The sequence below is a fragment of the Microbacterium sp. Cr-K20 genome, assembly GCF_000708325.1.
Taxonomy (GTDB): Bacteria; Actinomycetota; Actinomycetes; order Actinomycetales; family Microbacteriaceae; genus Microbacterium.
On sequence record NZ_JARE01000047.1, the window covers coordinates 425,499 to 444,457 of the forward strand.

General features: G+C 68.4%; 20 protein-coding genes and 4 tRNA genes. 14 read left to right on the forward strand and 10 right to left on the reverse strand.

Translation table 11 applies throughout. The features are described from left to right. Positions 1-36: 36 nt before the first annotated feature. The 4 genes from GZ67_RS0110210 (at position 37) to GZ67_RS0110225 (ending at position 3,156) form a co-directional block, all read left to right on the forward strand. Positions 37-642: a hypothetical protein gene (locus GZ67_RS0110210; RefSeq protein WP_051662456.1), complete on the forward strand. Its 606-nt coding sequence runs from the start codon at positions 37-39 to the stop codon at positions 640-642. A 119-nt stretch (positions 643-761) separates the two neighbouring features. Further along, on the forward strand, positions 762-1,379 hold the full coding sequence (locus GZ67_RS0110215; protein ID WP_029273879.1) for a copper resistance CopC family protein: 618 nt from the start codon (positions 762-764) through the stop codon (positions 1,377-1,379). 11 nt (positions 1,380-1,390) lie between these two features. After that, positions 1,391-1,924, forward strand: a complete 534-nt coding sequence (locus tag GZ67_RS0110220; RefSeq protein WP_029263294.1) for a copper chaperone PCu(A)C — start codon at positions 1,391-1,393, stop codon at positions 1,922-1,924. Next, positions 1,924-3,156 (forward strand): Dyp-type peroxidase, encoded by a 1,233-nt coding sequence (locus GZ67_RS0110225; protein ID WP_029263293.1) that lies wholly within the window; start codon positions 1,924-1,926, stop codon positions 3,154-3,156. Before GZ67_RS0110220 ends, GZ67_RS0110225 begins: the two co-directional genes overlap by 1 nt. A 223-nt stretch (positions 3,157-3,379) precedes the next feature. Here the strand turns inward: GZ67_RS0110225 and GZ67_RS0110230 are convergent. The 3 genes from GZ67_RS0110230 to GZ67_RS0110240 all read right to left on the reverse strand — a co-directional run bounded on the left by GZ67_RS0110230 (position 3,380) and on the right by GZ67_RS0110240 (position 3,676). Next, positions 3,380-3,451, reverse strand: a tRNA-Val gene (locus GZ67_RS0110230). 27 nt (positions 3,452-3,478) lie between these two features. Further along, positions 3,479-3,549, reverse strand: a tRNA-Cys gene (locus GZ67_RS0110235). 54 nt (positions 3,550-3,603) lie between these two features. After that, positions 3,604-3,676: transfer RNA gene (locus GZ67_RS0110240), tRNA-Gly, on the reverse strand. Positions 3,677-3,827: 151 nt separating this feature from the next. Here GZ67_RS0110240 and GZ67_RS0110245 point away from each other — a divergent pair. Further along, positions 3,828-3,903, forward strand: a tRNA-Val gene (locus GZ67_RS0110245). 110 nt (positions 3,904-4,013) lie between these two features. Here the strand turns inward: GZ67_RS0110245 and GZ67_RS0110250 are convergent. Further along, positions 4,014-5,249, reverse strand: coding sequence for a multidrug effflux MFS transporter (locus GZ67_RS0110250; RefSeq protein ID WP_029263292.1), 1,236 nt, complete (start codon positions 5,247-5,249; stop codon positions 4,014-4,016). Positions 5,250-5,436: 187 nt separating this feature from the next. Between GZ67_RS0110250 and GZ67_RS0110255 the strand changes: the two genes are divergently transcribed. Continuing rightward, positions 5,437-6,318: a helix-turn-helix domain-containing protein gene (locus GZ67_RS0110255; protein ID WP_029263291.1), complete on the forward strand. Its 882-nt coding sequence runs from the start codon at positions 5,437-5,439 to the stop codon at positions 6,316-6,318. Here the strand turns inward: GZ67_RS0110255 and GZ67_RS0110260 are convergent. Then, positions 6,296-7,381 carry a PQQ-dependent sugar dehydrogenase gene (locus GZ67_RS0110260; protein WP_029263290.1) on the reverse strand — a complete coding sequence of 362 codons (1,086 nt, stop codon included), beginning with the start codon at positions 7,379-7,381 and terminating at the stop codon, positions 6,296-6,298. The genes GZ67_RS0110255 and GZ67_RS0110260 overlap by 23 nt on opposite strands. 137 nt (positions 7,382-7,518) lie before the next feature. Here GZ67_RS0110260 and GZ67_RS20150 point away from each other — a divergent pair, with 137 nt between their 5' ends. From GZ67_RS20150 to GZ67_RS20425, 3 genes are read left to right on the forward strand one after another with little or no spacing between them, the layout of a single operon-like run. Continuing rightward, a complete protein-coding gene (locus GZ67_RS20150) occupies positions 7,519-8,070 on the forward strand; it encodes a TetR/AcrR family transcriptional regulator (RefSeq protein WP_136025873.1) in 552 nt (183 codons plus the stop codon). A 25-nt stretch (positions 8,071-8,095) separates the two neighbouring features. Next, positions 8,096-9,145, forward strand: coding sequence for a 2,3-butanediol dehydrogenase (locus GZ67_RS0110270; RefSeq protein WP_029263288.1), 1,050 nt, complete (start codon positions 8,096-8,098; stop codon positions 9,143-9,145). Between the two features lie 40 nt (positions 9,146-9,185). Next, entirely contained in the window at positions 9,186-9,626 is a 441-nt protein-coding gene (locus GZ67_RS20425; protein WP_036303982.1) for a GIY-YIG nuclease family protein, read from the forward strand. Between the two features lie 68 nt (positions 9,627-9,694). On the opposite strand, the gene GZ67_RS0110280 is transcribed toward GZ67_RS20425, so the two are convergent. Then, positions 9,695-10,081, reverse strand: a complete 387-nt coding sequence (locus GZ67_RS0110280) for an SPW repeat domain-containing protein (protein ID WP_029263286.1) — start codon at positions 10,079-10,081, stop codon at positions 9,695-9,697. A 272-nt stretch (positions 10,082-10,353) separates the two neighbouring features. Between GZ67_RS0110280 and GZ67_RS0110285 the strand changes: the two genes are divergently transcribed. Continuing rightward, positions 10,354-11,511, forward strand: a complete 1,158-nt coding sequence (locus tag GZ67_RS0110285) for a DUF1611 domain-containing protein (protein WP_029263285.1) — start codon at positions 10,354-10,356, stop codon at positions 11,509-11,511. Here GZ67_RS0110285 and GZ67_RS0110290 read toward each other — a convergent pair. The 3 genes from GZ67_RS0110290 to zapE all read right to left on the reverse strand — a co-directional run bounded on the left by GZ67_RS0110290 (position 11,477) and on the right by zapE (position 14,489). After that, positions 11,477-12,058, reverse strand: coding sequence for a type II toxin-antitoxin system PemK/MazF family toxin (locus GZ67_RS0110290; RefSeq protein ID WP_029263284.1), 582 nt, complete (start codon positions 12,056-12,058; stop codon positions 11,477-11,479). The two genes, GZ67_RS0110285 and GZ67_RS0110290, sit on opposite strands and share 35 nt — an antisense overlap. Positions 12,059-12,078: 20 nt before the next feature. Continuing rightward, positions 12,079-13,317 (reverse strand): ammonium transporter, encoded by a 1,239-nt coding sequence (locus GZ67_RS0110295; RefSeq protein ID WP_029263283.1) that lies wholly within the window; start codon positions 13,315-13,317, stop codon positions 12,079-12,081. Positions 13,318-13,451: 134 nt separating this feature from the next. Beyond that, on the reverse strand, positions 13,452-14,489 hold the full coding sequence (zapE, locus tag GZ67_RS0110300) for a cell division protein ZapE (RefSeq protein WP_029263282.1): 1,038 nt from the start codon (positions 14,487-14,489) through the stop codon (positions 13,452-13,454). Positions 14,490-14,634: 145 nt separating this feature from the next. Between zapE and GZ67_RS0110305 the strand changes: the two genes are divergently transcribed. Together GZ67_RS0110305 and GZ67_RS0110310 are read left to right on the forward strand one after the other, a co-directional pair. Beyond that, positions 14,635-15,528 carry a sulfurtransferase gene (locus GZ67_RS0110305; RefSeq protein WP_029263281.1) on the forward strand — a complete coding sequence of 298 codons (894 nt, stop codon included), beginning with the start codon at positions 14,635-14,637 and terminating at the stop codon, positions 15,526-15,528. A 19-nt stretch (positions 15,529-15,547) separates the two neighbouring features. Continuing rightward, complete coding sequence (locus GZ67_RS0110310) at positions 15,548-15,979, forward strand: SufE family protein (protein ID WP_029263280.1); 432 nt, start codon at positions 15,548-15,550, stop codon at positions 15,977-15,979. On the opposite strand, the gene GZ67_RS0110315 is transcribed toward GZ67_RS0110310, so the two are convergent. Further along, entirely contained in the window at positions 15,963-17,117 is a 1,155-nt protein-coding gene (locus GZ67_RS0110315; RefSeq protein WP_029263279.1) for an alpha/beta hydrolase family protein, read from the reverse strand. The genes GZ67_RS0110310 and GZ67_RS0110315 overlap by 17 nt on opposite strands. Positions 17,118-17,142: 25 nt before the next feature. Here GZ67_RS0110315 and GZ67_RS0110320 point away from each other — a divergent pair, with 25 nt between their 5' ends. Both GZ67_RS0110320 and GZ67_RS0110325 read left to right on the forward strand, forming a co-directional pair. Continuing rightward, on the forward strand, positions 17,143-17,724 hold the full coding sequence (locus GZ67_RS0110320; protein WP_029263278.1) for a DUF3000 family protein: 582 nt from the start codon (positions 17,143-17,145) through the stop codon (positions 17,722-17,724). Further along, a complete protein-coding gene (locus tag GZ67_RS0110325; protein WP_029263277.1) occupies positions 17,717-18,910 on the forward strand; it encodes a ribonuclease D in 1,194 nt (397 codons plus the stop codon). Before GZ67_RS0110320 ends, GZ67_RS0110325 begins: the two co-directional genes overlap by 8 nt. The last annotated feature ends 49 nt before the right edge of the window (positions 18,911-18,959 follow it).

An 18,959-nucleotide genomic window follows, 5' to 3' on the forward strand; every position in this document is an offset into this window, starting at 1 on the left:
CCGGTGACGTCGCGGAGGTCATGCCAGACTGGAAGCGTGACCGAGTCCAGGAAGCCAGCCGTCGTCCGCGGCTTCGCTGCCTCGTCACTCGCGATCTTCATCGCACTGGCCGGTCACGTCTCCGGCGGAGGGCAGATGCCCGGTGCCGTCGGCATCCTCGTCCCCTGGGTCTTCTCGTTCATGATCAGCGTGCTGCTCGCGGGCCGCTCGTTGTCGCTGATCCGCCTCGGCATCTCCGTCGCCGCGAGCCAGTTCCTGTTCCATGTGCTCTTCGTCCTCGGCACGGTCACCCCGTCCGGCGTCTCGACGCCGCACGTGCACGGCACACCCCTCGTGCTGCCGGCGGTGAACGGCATCCCCGAAGTCGCCACCGCTGACGCCTCGATGTGGCTCGGGCACGCGCTCGCCGGTCTGCTGACCGTGGCCGCGCTGTACCGCGGCGAACGCCTGCTGCTCGCGCTGCGCGACCTCGCGGTCCAGCTGGTGCGGTGGGTACGACGTCGTGCCGATCAGGTGTTGACTCTTCCGGCTCTTCGCGTCGCCCACCGACTCCACGGCCGGTTCGATGTCGCGCACGCATCCGATCTGGTTCTCCTCGCGACTCTGCGCGGCCGAGCCCCACCTCTCACCGCGGCGATCTGATCCGCATCCTCGGCCGGTCCCGGCCGAGTGTTGTGTCCCGCCGCGCGCATTCGATGCGCGCGGGCTCCGAACGCATGCACGCTCGTCGCTCCGGCGACGTCCGATGAGAGGCCATTCCCATGTCCCCTGTCCGCAGGATCGCGGCCGGGCTGGCGTTGGCGACGATCGCGACCCTCGCGATCGCGACGCCCGCGTCCGCCCACGACCAGCTGACCTCCAGCACACCCGCTGCCGACGAACGATTGACCACCCCTCCCGAGACCATCACGATGACGTTCTCGGGCGAGCTGCTGGTGCTCGATGAGTCTCTGACCGGGGCCGTCGTCCTGGTCGTCGATGCTTCGGGCGAGGACTGGGTCGCCAGCGACGTCACAGTGGCCGGACGCACGGTCACCGCGTCGCTCGCACCCGGGCTGCCGACCGGCGGCTACCAGGTGCGTTGGCAGGTCGTCTCGGAAGACGGTCACCCCATCGCGGGGGTCATCCCCTTCGCTGTGGGGGACGCCGATCCGATGGCACAGACATCGGACACCGGCGATGCGACGGCCGCGCCCGCGGACACCTCGGAGCAGGCGGATCAGAACGCAGAACCGGGCGGCGCGCTCAGAGTGCTGCTCATCGGCGCGGGTGGGGCGGCCACAGCCGTTCTGATCCTCGTGCTCATTCGATTCCTCCGCCGTCCTCGGACGGCAGCCGTACCGCCGGAGACCGGCGGCCCTGCGGCAGATGATCTGTGAAAGGCACCATTGTGAACACCACCAGAAACCTCCCCCGACTCGCGGCCGTGATCGCGGTCTCGCTCCTCGCTCTGACGGGGTGTACTCCGGAGGCGGCACCGGCCGAGACCGAGAGCCGCCCCGCCGGTGACGTCGTCAGGATCGAAGACGCCTGGGTGAAGTCCGCCGACGAAGGCATGTCCGCCGCGTTCGGGACCCTCGTCAACACGGACGACCACGATGCGACCGTGGTGTCCGTCACCTCTGCGGCCTCGACCATGCTCGAGTTGCACGAGACGGTCGAGAACGACGCCGGCGAGATGGTGATGCGCGAGATCGACGGCGGATTCGTGATCCCCGCCGGCGGGCAGCTCGCGCTGGAGCCGGGGGCGAACCACATCATGATGATGGACCTGACCGGCCCGCTCGCCGCGGGAACAGATGTCTCCTTCACCCTCACGTTCGATGACGACTCCACCTACGAGTTCACCGCCCCCGTGAAGGACTACTCGGGCGCGAACGAGAACTACGAGGGCGGCGACGAGCACGACGGTATGGATCACTGATGACGGCGCCCGTTGAGGGCGCCCGCTCCCCCCGCACCGGGTCGACCCGGCGGCAGTTCCTCCTCGGAGGAGCTGTCGCCGGTGTCGGCGCGGTCGCGGCCGTCGGAGCGGACCTCGCCCTGAATCGACCGGACGCCACGCCGGAACCCGCATCCGTGCCGATGAACGGAGACGAGACCGTGCCGTTCTTCGGCGCCCATCAGGCCGGTATCGACACCGCTGCCCAGGCCCACGGCGTCTTCGTCGGCCTGGACCTCCACGACGATGTCGACCGAGATGCCCTCGCCCGACTCATGCGACTCCTGACCGACGACGCGGCGCGCCTCACGCAAGGGCTCCCCGCCCTCGCCGACTCCGAGCCGGAACTCGCCTCGTCGCCGGCGCGCCTCACGATCACGTTCGGCGTCGGTCCGGGCTTCGTCGGGCGAGCGGGAGGTTCGACCCCCGCATGGCTCGCGCCCCTCCCCGCGTTCGGTGTGGATCGGCTGCGCCCGGAGTTCTCGGACGGCGACATCCTGCTGCAGATCGCCGGCGACGATCCCCTGACGGTGGCGCACGCCACGCGGATGCTGCTGAAGGACGCGCGCGGCTTCGCGAGCATCCGCTGGACCCAGCAGGGATTCCGTCGCGCCTATGGGACGGAGCGGCCCGGAACGACCATGCGCAATCTGTTCGGACAGGTGGACGGGACCACCAACCCGCAGCCCGGCACCGAGGACTTCGATCGCGTCGTGTGGATCGACGAGGGAGTGCTCGCCGGCGGCACCGGGATGGTGATCCGCAGAATCCGGATGGACCTCGACAAGTGGGACCGCCTCGACCGGAGCGGACGCGATGCTTCGGTGGGCAGGACACTCGCCAACGGCGCCCCCCTCACAGGTCGCGAGGAGTTCGACGAACCAGACTTCGAGGCGAAGACCGCGATCGGCTTCCCGGTCATCCCGCAGTTCGCGCACATCCGGCGCGCCCGCGGCGAAGGGGCCGAGCGCATCTTCCGACGCGCGTACAACTACGACGAGCGGCCGGCCGGTGCGGACGTCTCGGAATCCGGGCTGCTGTTCGTCTCGTTCCAGGCCGACATCGAACGGCAGTTCATCCCGATGCAGCGGCGCCTCGACGAACTCGACCTCCTCAACGAATGGACGACCCCGATCGGGTCCGCCGTGTTCGCGATCCCGCCCGGCTGCACGGAGGGCGGGTTCATCGGGGACACGCTTTTGAAGGGACGATGATCCGGGCGTGAACGGTGCGGACGCCTGGTTCCGGGAGTCTCGTCGCCGGGATCAGGTGTCCGCCGGTACGTCCGTAGGGAGCGTGCACACCCGTCGGGAGAAGCGCCGTGCTACGGCCGCCGCCCAGGGAATCCGTCCGACAGGTGAACCGATCCGTCGAGGGCACGCCCGGGCAGCAGCTCCCGGGCACGAAAAAACCCCCGGAAGACCGGGGGTTTGTCTGTGCGCGATACTGGGATCGAACCAGTGACCTCTTCCGTGTCAGGGAAGCGCGCTACCGCTGCGCCAATCGCGCCCGTTGGGGCTATTCAGTTTTACCGTGAGGTGGCGACGGGATTCGAACCCGTGTAAACGGCTTTGCAGGCCGGTGCCTAGCCGCTCGGCCACGCCACCGTGTGGATTGACCCCACGTGCGAAGAGTCTTCCGAAGAAGACACTCTGCACTCGAGCGGATGACGAGACTCGAACTCGCGACCCCAACCTTGGCAAGGTTGTGCGCTACCAACTGCGCTACATCCGCATTTCGTTCCCGGTTGTCCCGGGCACTCATGAAACATTAGCCGAAGATTCCCCCTCCGCCAAACCCGCAGCGAATCTCGCGCGTGTCTCACAGAGTGGTCCGTACGGCCTCTGAGCGTCGGGTAGTATCGGTTGACGTACCCCACGGGTATGGGCGATTGGCGCAGTTGGTAGCGCGCTTCCTTCACACGGAAGAGGTCATCGGTTCGAGTCCGGTATCGCCCACCAGAGAAGCCCCGCACAGCTCCCGGTGTGCGGGGCTTCCGACATTCACAGCCCGGCGTCCCGCTTCCGCTCCCCTCCCCCGGACGCGGCCTCGCTGAGGATCGCAGCGCGGATCAGTGCCTCGCCGCGAGCTCGCTCCCGGATGCAGGCAGAACAGCCGCGCGCCGAGTCCGCACCAGCAAGACGTACGACAGGCCGGCCAGCACGGCCGAGACCGTCGTCACGATCCCGAGCGGCAGAATGCTCGACGCACCCGCGAGACCGACGAACGGTGCCGCGACGCCGCCGAACCCGAATCGCGCCACGCCCAGGAGCGACGAGGCCGTCCCCGCCGACTGCGGATGCTCGCTGAGCGCGAGGGTGGTCGCGGGCGGCGAGGCGATGGCCACTCCGCCGGCGAGTGTGAAGAGCGCGGCGAGCACGGCCCACAGTGGCAGCAGCGTCAGACCTGCCAGCAGCAGTCCGAGCGCGCCGGCCGCCGTGACGACGACTCCGACCGCGAGAGTGCCCCTCACGCTCCACCGTTCCGCCGCGCGACCGGCGAGGTAGCCGCACACCATGAACCCGGCGGAGTTCGCACCGAAGGCCGCGGCATACCCCTGCGGTGTGAGCCCGTACACGTCCTGCAGCACGAAGGTCGCACCGGCGAGGTAGGCGAACAGGGCCGCGTACAGGAAGCCCTGATTCAGGACGGCTCCCAGGAAGACCCGGTCGCTCAGCAGAGTACGGAAGTCGTGCAGCGCGTTGCGGAGGCCTCCTGAGCTGCGCTGCTCGACCGGCAACGTCTCCCCGAAGAGGAACACCGTGGCAGCCAGGATCGCGACGCCGGCGATGGCGAGGAAGACGAACAGGCCCCGCCAATCGGTGAAAGCCGTGAGCACGCCACCGAGCAGTGGCCCGATGATCGCCGCCAACCCGCCGACGACCGTGAGGCGCCCGTAGAAGCGGATCAGCTGACCACCCGCGTACACGTCGCGTCCCGCGGCATTGGCGATGACGATGCCGACGCCGCCGGCAAGCCCTTGGACCAGGCGAGCGACGATCAGGAACTCGACCGTCGGGCTGAACGCACAGAGGAGCGATGTCACCGCGTACGCGACGATGCCGACCAGCAGGACGCGACGCCGCCCGAGCCGGTCCGACAGCGGTCCCGCCGTCAGCTGTCCGACCGCGAGTCCGATGAGGCACGCCGTGACCGTGAGCTGCGCGACGGAAGTCGCCGAGCCGAGGTCGCGAGTGAGCGCAGGAAGAGCCGGGAGGTAGAGGTCCATCGAGATCGGACCGAACACGGTCAGGACCAGAAGCAGTGCGGGCAGGAGCCGCCGAGAGAGCGCGACAGGTGGTGTCATGGGTTCCAGCGTCCACCGGTCCGCCGAAGGGCGGGAGTCCCGGACGAAGGGTGTACCGACGGGGAACCCGTCGTCACCGCGGGCTGACCGGCGGCCGGAGATCGCGAGGTCGCCGGACCACCCGTGACACCGAGAGGTGCCCTCTCAGGGCGTCCCTTCCCGCGCGCATCGGATCTACGCTGACCTGATGGACAATCGAGCAGAGGTCCGCGAGTTCCTGATGACCCGGCGCGCCCGCGTGACCCCGGAGGCAGCCGGTCTCACCGCCGGGAGCAACCGGCGCGTCGACGGATTGCGTCGCAGTGAGGTCGCGCTCCTCGCCGGAGTCTCCGTCGAGTACTACTCCAAGCTCGAACGCGGTGCCATCGCCGGCGCTTCCTCCTCAGTCCTGGAGGCGGTGTCGCGCGCGCTCCAGCTCAACGACGCCGAGCATGCGCACCTGCTGGACCTCGCTCGCGCCGCAGACGGCATTCCCTCTTCCGGACGCGCTCGACGCCGCACGGCGAAGGCGGGAGCTCCGCGACCCAGCCTGCAGTGGGCGCTGGATTCCGTGACGGAGGCGGTGGCGTTCGTCCGCGACCAGCGGCAGAACCTCATCGCCACGAATGCGCTCGGCCGCGCCTTCTATTCACCGGTGATCGGCGACGGCGGGCGGGTCCCCAACCTGGCCCGATTCCAGTTCCTCGACCCCGCAGCGCGGGAGTTCTACCCCGACTGGGATCTCTTCGCCGAGATGTGCGTCGCCGTCATCCGCGCCGAGGCGGGCCGCGACCCGCACGACAAGGGCATCCAGGACCTCGTCGGTGAGCTCTCCACCCGCAGTGAGGCATTCCGCACCCTCTGGGCCGCGCACAACGTGCGCACCCACGGTTCGGGCATCAAGCGCTTCACTCATCCGGTCGTCGGCGAGTTGACCCTCGTCTACGAAGAGCTCGCGCTCACGGCCGAACCGGGCCAGGTGATGCTGATCTACAGCGCTGAGCCCGGCTCACCCTCCGCCGAACGACTCCGACTCCTCGCTTCCTGGGGCGCGGACGCGACCGGGGCTACTCGAGCGGCACACGGATGACGCGGTCGTCGCCGTCTCCGGGATCGCCGCGACCGTCGGTGTTGTTCGTGAGCAGCCACAGCGCACCGTCGGGGGCGACCACGACATCACGAAGCCGTCCGTAGGCATCGGTGAAGTGCTCGGCGAACGACGAGAGATCGCCCAACGGCACCTCACGTAGCCGTTCACCCCGCAGATTCGCGATGAACACCGTGCCGTCCGCGATCGCCATGCCGCTCGGGCTGGCGGCATCCGGCGCCCACTGCTGGACGGGATCGATGAACTCCTCGCGATCCTCGATGCCCTCGACGACGGGCCATCCGTAGTTCCCGCCGGGTTCGATGACGTTCAGCTCGTCCCAGGTGTCCTGCCCGAATTCGCTCGCGTACAGCGTGCCGCCCTCGTCCCAGGCCAGCCCCTGGGGATTGCGGTGACCGAGGCTGTAGACGAGCGACCCCTCGATGGGGTTGTCACTTGGGACTTCGCCGTCGGGGGTTATGCGGAGGATCTTGCCTGACAGTGACTGCGGATCCTGCGCGCTGTCCCGGTCGCCCGCATCTCCCACCGTCACGTACAGCGTGCCGTCGGGGCCGAACGCGATGCGACCGCCGTTGTGATTCGACGCAGCGGCCAGGCCGTCGAGGATCGTCTCCGGCGCGCCGAGGCCGAGGGAGCCGGGTGCCCCGGTGAGGGGGAAGCGCTGCACGCGGTTCTCGTCCGCGCCGGTGGAGTACGCGTACAGATATCGCTCGTGCACGGCGATTCCGAGCAAGCCGCCTTCGCCACCCGGTTCGACGCCGTCGACCACCGCGACTTCGCGGACATCGCCGTCGTCCGACACCTCGACGATCCGGGCGCTGTCGCGTTCGCTGATCAGCGCCACCCCGTCGTGGAAGGCGATCGACCACGGCGCCGCCAGATTCTCGACGATTGTCGTCTCGGTTCCGGCGGAGACCGATCCCGAGGCGTCGGGAAGCCTCGAGGGCGACGGGGGTGCACCCGTCGGTGCACACGCCGCAAGAGCGATCGACAGGGCCGACACGACGATCCACGCGATCGGGCCGCGCCGGGACCCGTCCACCATCTCCGCTCCCCTCGCCGCACTGGTCGTCACGGTCGCCTTCGCCGGCAGACGCGAACTCCCGCTTCCTTCGAGACTAGGCGCGTGATCCACGACGCAGAAGAGGTCTTTATCTGACAACTGTCAGATAGACTGGGGGCATGGATGCGAGGTCGCGACGTTCACGGGAGAGTCTCCGTCATGCGGTGCTCGAACTCGCCGGAGCGATGCCGGTCGCCGATGTCACCGTCTCCGCGATCTGTGCAGCGGCGGGTGTCACCAGAGACACCTTCTACCGGCACGCGGAGAGTCCGGTGCAGCTTCTCGCCGACGCGCTTTCCGCCGAGATCGACGCCGCCATGGAGGTCCTGCCGCAGACCGATGCCATCGGCGATGGTGAACGAGCCCTCCTGGAGCACATCCGCCGACGGGCCTCGGTGTACCGCGGGGCGATGCAGCCCCTGCTGGCCGCCCCCGTCCGCAGCAACCTGGAGGCATCCATCCGTTCCGGTCTGCTGCTGTGGGCCGAGCTGCACTCGGAGATCGTTCCGCCCGTGTTCGCGGCGGACGCGTCCGCGATGCGGATCGCTGTGGCGTACGCCGCTGCGGGCACCGTGGGCGCGATCGAGGAGTGGCTGCGGAGCGACGACGACGACATCGACCGCGCCGTGAGACTGATCCTCGCGGCGTCACCGGAGTGGTGGCTGCGATGACGGCCACCGGACAAGGAGAGAACCAATGAAGGCCGCACTGTTCCACGCCAAGGAAGATCTGCGCATCGAAGACGTCCCCGAGCCCACGCCCGGGCCCGGACAGGTCAAGCTGCGCAACGCGTATGCGGGGATCTGCGGGTCGGACCTCCACGTCTACTACTCCCCCGAGGCCGCCGGACTCGATCTCGACCACCCGCACCCCGTGACGGGTTCGACACTGCCCCAGATCCTCGGCCACGAGTTCTCCGGTACCGTCGTCGAGCTCGGCGAGGGCGTGACGGGCGTCGCGGTGGGCGACCGGGTGGCTGTCTGGCCCATCTACTACTGCGGTGAATGCCCCGCCTGCCGTCGCGGCATGTTCAACGCCTGCCAGAAGATCGGCTTCCACGGGCTCAGCTCCGACGGTGGCGGCATGGCGGAGTTCACGACCGTCGACGCGACGAAGCTGCACGTGCTGCCGGAGAACGTCGATCTGCGCATGGGCGCCCTCGTCGAGCCGATGTCGGTCGCGTGGCATGCGGTCTCCCGCAGTGGCGTCGAGTCGGGCGGTACCGCGCTCATCGCAGGCGCCGGACCGATCGGCATCGGCGTGTGGTTCGCCCTGCGGGCCCGCGGCGTCGAGCGTGTGCTCGTCTCGGAGCCCAGTGCGGAGCGTCGCGCCATCATCGCAGCCCTCGGCGCCACCGTGGTCGACCCGGTGAACGAGGATCTCGCCGCCGCCGCCGCCTCCCTGACCGACGGCGAAGGCGTCGACGTCGCCTTCGACGCGGCGGGAGTGGGCGCAGCCATCAGTTCGTCGCTGGCCAACTTGGTCCCCGGCGGCCGCGTCGTGGTGGTCGCCATCCACGAGCGCACGATGGACTTCCTCCCCACGCAGCTGGTGATGGCCGAGACCGAGATCGCCGGCGCGCTCGCGTATCTTCCCGAGGACTTCGATGCCGTGATCGAGGCCATGTCCCGTGGGGTCTACGACACGACCGGCTGGGTGCAGGAGACCCCACTCGAGAACGTCGTCGACGCGATCCACGCGCTGCGCGGCGGTGCCGGGGCGAAGATCCTCGTGCACGCCGGCTGAGGCCGGGTCGGGTGTCGGAGGGCGCGCGTAGTCTGCTTCGGTGCCGACGAAACGCGCCCTTCCGAGTCCCTGTGCGCTCTGCGGCAGCATGCAGGGAGTGCGGATCGACGGCGCCTGGTGCTGCGCCGATTGCGGGTGGCGCTACGGCGATGCCCCCGACCCCGACCTCCCTCTCCCCCGCGTCGACGTCGTCTACTACATCCGCTACGACGAGCGAGTGAAGATCGGCACCAGCAGACGCCCGCGGCAGCGCCTCGCGAGCATCCGGCACCAGGAGCTCCTCGCCTTCGAACGCGGCGACCGCTCCGTCGAGCAGCAGCGCCACCGCGAGTTCGCCGCGATACGCGAGGGCGGTGAGTGGTTCACCCTCACTGCCGAGTTACGGGCGCATGTCGCCGCGCTCCGATGCGAGGGCGACCCGTGGACGCTCTATGCGCGCTGGCTGAGCCGCGCACTGCAGGGCACCGACGAGCTCCTGTGAGCACGCATGACGATGCCGGGCGACTGCTTCGGGAAGTCCAGTCGCCCGGCATCGCGTCCGGGAGTCGATCAGGCGGTCGCGACGTGGCCCCGAGCGTTCGCCGGCTGCGGCTGCGAGAAGATCACGACGACGATCACGGCGGCACCCACCACGACGTGCGGGAGCCAGACATTGAGCGCCTCGCCCGCGAAACCGAAGATCCACGGAGAAAGGGCCAGGAACAGGCTGGCGACGATGTCGAACACGAGGTGGACCGGCATCGGGATGACGCCGAAGGGACCCCATTCGTACTTCGTGAACAGGCTGTACACGATCAGCCCGACGCCGAGGACGATCGGGATGATGACCGCCGCTCCGCCCATGCTCGCGAAGCCGAACAGCCAGGGCGCGGCGATCAGCGCGATGCCGACGATGTAGTCGAGGGCTCCGTGGACCTTGGTGGGGATGAAACGCATGATTCCTCCTTGTATGTCGCCGCTGGATGCGACTCATCACTGGTTCGAAGCCCGTGAGGGATCGGATTGCATCGCCTCGCGGTGCGAGCCGATCCCGCCTGTTCGCGAGCCGAGGATAGGTGCCTTCGTATACACGGCCCGGTCCCAGCGAGCACTGCTACGGTGAGCGTGCCGGTATCTTGCCGGCATCAGGGAAGACTTCTCGTCGACCAACGGGCCTTCTGGGTCATTTCGTTCTCCGTCGCCTCCTCTGTGTGAGACCGAGGAGCGTCATGCCCACCCCGTCAGTTCCCTCTTCCATCGACCCTGCGCACGCGTGGGCGGAGCCTGCCGCTCTCCCCGTCGGCACCACGGCGATCGTGTACTGCGAAGGCCAGTTCGGCGAGCAGGACGGCAAGACCGCGAACGGACTCGTCCGCCACTCCGAGAAGTACGAGATCCTCAGCGTCATCGACAGCACACACGCCGGCGCGGACGCCGGGATGCTGTTGGACGGCACCGCGAACGGCATCCCAATCCTCGGCGGGCTGCCCACGGCGATCGCGCACGCCGGTCACGTCCCCGACTACCTGATCTGTGGAGTCGCTCCGGCCGACGGATTGCTCTCAGCCGACCAGCGCACGGTTCTGCTGGACGGCATCGCCCGCGGCATGCACATCATCAACGGTCTGCACGAGTTCCTCACGGACGATGCGGAGTTCGTGGCGGCCGCCCTGCTCGCCGGGGTGACCATCACCGACATCCGTCGGCCGAAGGAGAAGAAGGACCTCCACCTCTTCTCCGGCCGCATCTTCGATGTGACCTGCCCACGCATCACGATCCTCGGCACCGACGGTGCGATCGGCAAGCGCACGACGGCCACGATCCTCGTCCGTGCGCTCAATGAGCGCGGCATCCATGCCGTCATGGTCGGCACCGGACAGACCACGATCATCCAGGGCGGTCGCTACGGCGTCGCGCTCGACGCACTCGTGCCGCAGTTCTGCTCGGGCGAGGTCGAGAACCAGGTGGTCGCCGCGTACGAGGGCGAGCACCCCGACGTGATCATCGTCGAAGGCCAGGGCGCGCTCAGCCACCCGGCCTACATCACTTCGGCGCACATCCTCCGCGGCAGCCAGCCCGAGGCAGTGATCGTGCAGCATGCACCTGGTCGCACGGTCCTGGGCGACTTCCCGATGGTCGCGATGCCGACCGTCACGAGCGAGATCGCTCTGATCGAGGCCTTCGCCGACACCCGCGTGATCGGGGTGACCGTGAACCACGAGAACCTCTCCGCGGATCAGCTGGCCGGAGCGATCGACGAGATCGAGCTCGACACGGGTCTCCCGGCGACAGACCCCCTGACTCGACCGTTGTCCGAGCTCGTCGAGATGGTCCTCCAGGCATTCCCCGCTCTCACCCCGCGACAGACCACCCGTACAGCCGCGTGAGAGCGGCTCCGACACGGTCGTAACGGCGCCTGTCGAGGACGGCGGCCTCCCGCCGCAGTCCTCGCTCGTGCACGCTGTACAGCTGCTCGACGTCGACCCACGACTCACGCCCCTGCGAATCCCACGCACCCGTGCCGATCGACAGGTAGTCGCGATCGCCGTCATGCGGCTTGCTCGTCATGCGCACGGCATACACGCGGTCCGCCGATTCGCGTCCGATCACGAGAACGGGTCGATCTTTGCCGCGTCCGTCGTTCTCCTCGTACGGGACCCAGGTCCAGACGATCTCGCCCGCATCCGGAGCTCCGTCCCGCTGGGGTGAATACGCGACCTGGAGGTCGCGGATCCGGCTGGGATCGATGCGCATGGTCGCGGTGCCACGCTCCTGCGCCGGCCCCGACGAGGTCGCGGCGCCGGTTCGCTCCTGCGCTGTGCGCAGACGCGCGTCCGGGCGTCTCGGATCTGTCATCCGAGACGCCCGGCCGGACCCCACTGCCTTGAGCAGGATGTCCACGAGTGCTGTCAGGATGCCGTTGGTCTTGCTCACACGGTCACCCTAACCGCAGATCATGCGTCGGCGAGTGCGTAGCCCTCCTCGCCGTGCACGACCTGGTCGACACCGGCGATCTCGTCCTCGTTCGTGACACGGAATCCGATCGTCTTCTCGATGGCGAAGCCGATGATGAAGGCGACCACGAAGGAGTAGATCAGGACACCGAGCGCCGCGATGACCTGCACCGCGAGCTGACGGGCGTCGCCACCGACGAACAGGCCGGTCTCGCTGGCGAAGAAGCCGAGGTACAGGGTGCCGATGAGTCCGCCGACGAGGTGGATGCCGACCACGTCGAGCGAGTCGTCGAAGCCGAGACGGAACTTCAGTTCGATCGCGAGCGCGCAGACCACACCGGCGAGGGCGCCGAGCAGCAGTGCCCAGCCGGGCGTCAGGTTGGCACACGCCGGGGTGATGGCGACGAGACCCGCGACCGCACCGGACGCGGCGCCGACCGACGTGGGCTTGCCGTCCTTGATCTTCTCCACCAGGATCCAGCCGAGGATCGCTGCAGCCGTGGCACCGAGGGTGTTCAGGCCGATGAGTCCGACGCCGCCCATGTCCTCCGCCAGCCACTCTGCACCGGCGTTGAATCCGAACCAGCCGAACCACAGCAGTGCGGCGCCGAGCAGCGTCAGCGGCACGTTGTGCGGCTTGAGGATGCCCTTCTGGAAGCCGATGCGCTTGCCCAGGACCAGCGCAAGGGCGAGGGCGGCCGCACCCGCGTTGATGTGCACCGCGGTACCACCGGCGTAGTCGATCACGCCGATGCCGCTGTCCTCACCGAAGAGCGTGGTGCCGAGGTTCATGATCCAGCCGCCACCCCAGACCCATGCGGCGACCGGGAAGTAGCCGACCGTGGCGAAGATTCCGGCGAAGATCAGCCAGCTGCCGAACTTGGCGCGGTCCGCGATCGCGCCGGAGATCAGCGCGACGGTGATGATCGCGAAGGTCGCACCGTAGGCGACGCCGAGGAGGGCGACGTTCGAGCCCTCACCGGACGCCAGGCTGGAGAGCCCGAAGTCGGCGAACGGGTTGCCGGCGAAGGCGGTCGGGCTGTCGACGGCGCTCATCGAGAAGCCGAAGAGAATCCACAGCACGGCGACAAGGCCGATCGAGCCGAAGCTCATCATCATCATGCTGACGACGCTCTTCGCCTTGACGAGACCGCCGTAGAAGAAGGCGACGCCGGGCGTCATGAGCAGGACCAGCGCTGTCGCGGTGATCGCCCACGAGATGTTGCCGGGAGCATCCATAGGAAAACCTCACATCCGAAGTAATTGAGAGCTTCAGTGTGACGACGCGCCGTTTCGCGCATGCGTGAGGTTTGTTTCCCCGCTGTTACAGGGCTGCCCCGGGTGTGAACATCGCGTTACGCGGGCCTTAGGGGTTACGCAGAATGCGTCAGGGCGTTGAGCCGAGAGACCGCTCGCAGGTACTTCTTGCGGTATCCGCCGGCGAGCATCTCGTCGGAGAACACCGAGTCGAGGCCCAGGCCGGTCGCGATGATCGGTATCTGGGCGTCGTACACGCGGTCCACGAAAGCGACGAACCGCAGAGCCTCGGACTGGTCCGTGAGTTGACGCACGCCGCGCAGCCCGACCTGGCCGAGCCCCTCGATGAGTCGGATGTAGCGCGACGGGTGCACCTGGGCCAGGTGGCGGATCAGGTCGTCGAACCGGTCGTCTGACGCGGCGCTCCCCTGACCGGCCGCGGCCGATGCGGCCTCATACGCGTCGTCATCGAGCACCACGGCGTGACCGTCGAGCGCGCGCTGACGGAAGTCGACCCCATCGATGCGCAGCGTCTGGAAGCTGTCGGACATGGCGTGGATCTCGCGGAGGAAGTCCTGCGCCGCGAAGCGGCCCTCACCGAGGGCGTTCGGCGGGGTGTTGGAGGTGGCGGCGAGGCGCGTCCCCGTCGGCACGAGTTCGCCGATCAGCCGGGTCATCACCATCGTGTCGCCCGGATCGTCGAGCTCGAACTCGTCGATGCAGAGGAGGTCGGCGCCCTTGAGCAGGTCGACCGTGTTCTTGTAGCCGAGCGCCCCGACCAGTGCGGTGTACTCGATGAACGAGCCGAAGTATTTCCGACGTGCCGGCATCGCGTGATAGATGGATGCGAGCAGGTGGGTCTTGCCGACTCCGAAACCGCCGTCCAGGTAGACGCCCGGCTTGAGCTCGGGTTCCTTCTTCGCGCGGCTGAAGAATCCGCCGCGCTTGACCGGGGCTCCCCGACCGGAGAAACGCATCAGCGTCTCCTTGGCCTCCTCCTGGGACGGATAGGCGGCATCGGCCCGGTAGCTGTCGAACGTCGCCGTGTCGAACTGGGGCGGCGGCACCAGGCTCGCGAGCATCTCCGGTCCGGTGACCGTCGGCTGACGATCGGTGAGGTGCACGATTCCGGTGCGGCTGGTCGGGTCGGTCATCACAGTCCTGAATCGGGTGCTCGCCTGTGTCGAAGTCTTACGAATCGGGCGCAGGGTGCTCGGCGGGGATCTATCGTCGAAGGGACGGATCAACACTACGCCGTCTGCACCCGCACCCTCGTCCGCTCAACGCTTCGGAGACCCCATGGCCATCGAGTTCGATTCCTCCTCCCCCAAGTTCGCCGAGTACGCCGAGCCCGGCCGACTCGTCACCACCCAGTGGCTCGCCGAACGGCTGGGAACGCCGGGGCTCGTGGTGGTCGAGTCCGATGAGGACGTGCTGCTGTACGAGACCGGCCACATCCCCGGCGCGGTGAAGGTCGACTGGCACACGGAGCTCAACGATCCCGTCGTGCGGGACTACGTCGACGGCGAAGGCTTCGCCGAGCTACTGAGCCGCAAGGGCATCTCGCGTGACGACACCGTCGTCATCTACGGCGACAAGAACAACTGGTGGGCTGCGTACGCACTGTGGGTCTTCTCGCTCTTCGGCCACGAAGACGTCCGTCTGCTCGACGGCGGCCGCGACCGCTGGATCGCCGAGGGTCGCGAGCTGACCCGCGAGCCCGCGAACCGCCCGGCGACCGAGTACCCCGTCGTGGAGCGCGACGACTCCGTCATCCGCGCCTACAAGGAGGATGTGCTCGCGCACATCGGCAACCCGCTGATCGACGTGCGCTCGCCCGAGGAATACAGCGGAGAGCGCACCACGGCTCCCGCCTACCCCGAGGAGGGGGCGCTGCGCGCCGGTCACATCCCCACGGCGCAGAGCGTGCCGTGGGCGAAGGCCGTGGCCGAGGACGGCGGATTCCGCAGCCGCGCCGAGCTCGACGCCATCTACCGCGAGGGCGCCGGTCTCAACGACGGCGATGACGTCGTCGCATACTGCCGCATCGGTGAGCGCTCGAGCCACACCTGGTTCGTGCTCAAGCACCTGCTCGGCTTCGAGAACGTGCGCAACTACGACGGTTCCTGGACGGAGTGGGGCAGCGCCGTTCGGGTGCCGATCGTCACCGGCGCCGAGCCGGGATCCCTCTGAACGTGGGACAATGACAGGGATGAGCGCGAGCGAAGTTCCTGAGGCACTGGCCGAGATCCGAGACGGTTTCCTGGAGACCCCGGAGTCCGATCGGCTCCTGCTGCTGCTCGAATACTCGGACGAGCTCCCCGACGTGTCCGACGAGGTCGCCGCCCACCCCGAGATGTACGAGCGGGTCGCGGAGTGCCAGTCCCCCGTGTACATCCACGTGGAGGTGGACGACGACATCGTCACGATGCACGCCACGGCTCCGCCGGAGGCTCCGACCACGCGCGGTTTCGCGAGCATCCTGGTGCAGGGCCTCACCGGACTCACCGCCGACGAGGTGCTGGCGATCCCGAACGACTACCCGCAGTCGATCGGTCTGACCAAGGCGGTCTCCCCGTTGCGGATCGGCGGCATGACGGGAATGCTCATGCGCGCGAAGAACCAGGTCATTCAGAAGCGCTGAGCCCCTGGGCATCCAGCCAGTCGGTGATCGCCGTGCTCCACCCGGTCTCGTCGTAGTTCCAGAGCTTGGTGTGCCGCGCGACGGTGAACCTCGGCATCGTGACGAGGTCGGGGCGTGCCTCCTGCAGCGCGTGCGAGGAGTCGGCGGGAACGAAGCCGTCGTCGTCGCTGTGCAGGATGAGGATCGGTGCGGTCAACTCATCGGCGCGGGCGACCATGTCCAGGCGGTCGAACAGGATCGGCTCATCGGCTCCGCTCAGGCGTGCGGTGAGCGGAGATTGCAGGGCGCCCATCGCGAGGGCCGGCAACGGTGCGCGCACTCCGGCCATCCGAGCTTGGAAGCGCAGCACAGTCCGCCAGTCGACGACAGGGGACTCGAGGATGATCCCCGCGATGCGGTCGCGATGCCCGGAGGTGACTGCGGCCTGCAGCGAAACGGCGCCGCCCATCGACCACCCCATCAGGATCACGCGCTCCGCGCCGTGTCGGAGCGCGTAGGCGATCGCGGCATCGACATCCCGCCATTCCGATGCGCCCAGCGCGTAGGCGCCGGCCCGGGTGCGGGGCGCCTCGCCGTCATTGCGGTACGACACCACGAGGTTGGGCAGACCGGCCGCGTGCAGCACCGGCACGGCCCGCAGGCACTCCGCACGCGTGGCACCGCGCCCGTGCACCTGGATCACCCAGGTCGATGACGACGCAGGGAAGTACCACGCGGGGCAGGGGCCCGCAGGAGAACCGATCAGTACGTTCTCCCAGCGCAGATGAAGCTCACTGGGCGACGAGTAGTAGTACCCGCTGAATGAGGCTGCGCGGTCCACCCGGGAACCCGGCTCGATCTGCGTGAGCAGCTTGCGGCGGACACTCTTGCCGTCGGCACTGAGCACGGCGCCGAGTTTGACGTAGCCATAGGTGCCGGTGGTGAAGAGTCCGTACCGGCCGGGCAGCTCGGTGTCGAGGGTGCGCTCCAGCTCGATCGTCTGGGCTCCCGTGTCGACGGCCAGGATCTCGGTGTCCTTCGGGCGGCGCATGGGCGTGACCACCCGCCGGGCGACGGCGAACACGAGAAATGCGAACGCCGCTCCGAAGGCGAGCAGGGCAGGGACAAGGAGCGTAACGGCGTGCCTGAGACTCTTCATCGCTTCCTGACTCTAGCCTGTTGCCGTGACCGCACACCCCGAAGCCGGGACACCCTTCGACAGCGCTGTGGCTGAGCTGCGCGAGACCACGTTCCGCGATGACATCACGGTGCGCGAGATCGCCACCCCCCAGGGCCTCGCTCCGTTCGCCCTCGCGCTCGCCGCGGACGTCCGGCCGGAGGACCACGGGGAGTCCGTTTACGGCACCGGCCGATTCGTGCTGCTGCACGATCCCGACGAGCCGGGCGCGTGGGGAGGATCGTGGCGCATCGTCATCTTCGCGCAGGCGCCGCTCGAGACCGAGATCGGCACCGACCCTCTTCTGGCCGACGTGACGTGGTCCTGGCTGGTCGATGCACTCGACTCGCGCGATGCCGTCTATCACTCGGCATCGGGCACCTCGACGAAGACTCTGTCGAAGGGTTTCGGAGGGCTCGCCGTCGAAGGCGACGGTGCCCAGATAGAATTGCGGGCGTCCTGGACTCCGGAGGGCCCGTTCCGACCGCACGTCGAAGCATGGGCCGAGCTGGTCGGAATGCTGGCGGGGCTTCCGCCCGGCTCCGAGGGCATCGCCGTGATCGGCGCGCGAAAGGCTGTACGTGACTGAATACTCCGTGATCTCGGATGCCGAGGAGTTCCGCGCGGCCTGCGCCGTGCTCGCCGCCGGCACCGGCCCCGTCGCCGTGGACGTCGAGCGTGCGTCCGGTTTCCGCTACTCGCAGCGGGCCTACCTCGTGCAGGTCTTCCGCCGCGATGCGGGCGTCTTCCTCTTCGACCCGCCGGCGATCGGCGACTTCGCCCCGCTCCAGGAGGCGATCGGCGACGTCGAGTGGGTGCTCCACGCCGCGAGCCAGGACCTGCCGTCGCTGCGCGAGCTGCACCTCGAGCCGCCGGTGATCTTCGACACCGAGCTGGCCTCCCGACTGCTCGGCCATGAGCGCGTCGGACTCGGCGCGGTCGTCGAGGACACGTTGGGCATCGTCCTCAAGAAGGAGCATTCGGCATCCGACTGGTCGACGCGTCCGCTGCCGGACTCGTGGCTCGAGTACGCGGCTCTCGACGTGCTCCACCTGATCGATGTCCGAGACGTCCTCGTCCAGGAGCTCGAGGAGCAGGGCAAGACCGCTTTCGCCGCCGAGGAGTTCGCCGCGACCCTCGCCCGGGCTCCGAAGCCGCCGCGCGAGGATCCGTGGCGTCGACTCAGTGGACTGCACCAGGTGCGCGGCTCCCGCAATCTCGCCGTGGCCCGCTCCCTCTGGCAGGCCCGAGAGGCCTACGCGCAGGCTCAGGACGTCTCTCCCGGCAGGCTCGTGCCCGACCGCTCGCTGGTCGCGGCTGTCATGGCGAATCCGACGTCGAAGCAGGCGCTCGCCGGAGTCAAGGAGTTCCAGGGCCGCGCCAGCCGCAGCCAGCTCGACCGCTGGTGGCAGGCGATCGTCGACGGCCGCGCATCGGAGGATCTGCCCCGCGAGCGCGTGCCGAGTGACACCCTTCCGCCTCCGCGTGCCTGGGCGGACCGGAATCCGGAAGCCGATGCCCGCCTGAAGGCCGCGCGTCCGGTCGTCGAAGCGGTTGCCGAAGAACTGGGGATGCCCACCGAGAACCTGCTCACGCCCGAGTACCTGCGTCGCGTCGCGTGGGATCTTCCCGGTGAGACTCCGGAAGAGATCGCCGCAGCCCTCGCCGCACTCGGCGCGCGCCCCTGGCAGATTGCACAGACTGCACAGAAGATCGCGGACGCCTTTGTAGAGGCGGCGCAATCGCCCGACACCACCCCGGCGGACGCTTCGTAGGTTCGACCCAACCGATTCCTCCCTGTTTCGCGGGCTTCATAGACTGAGG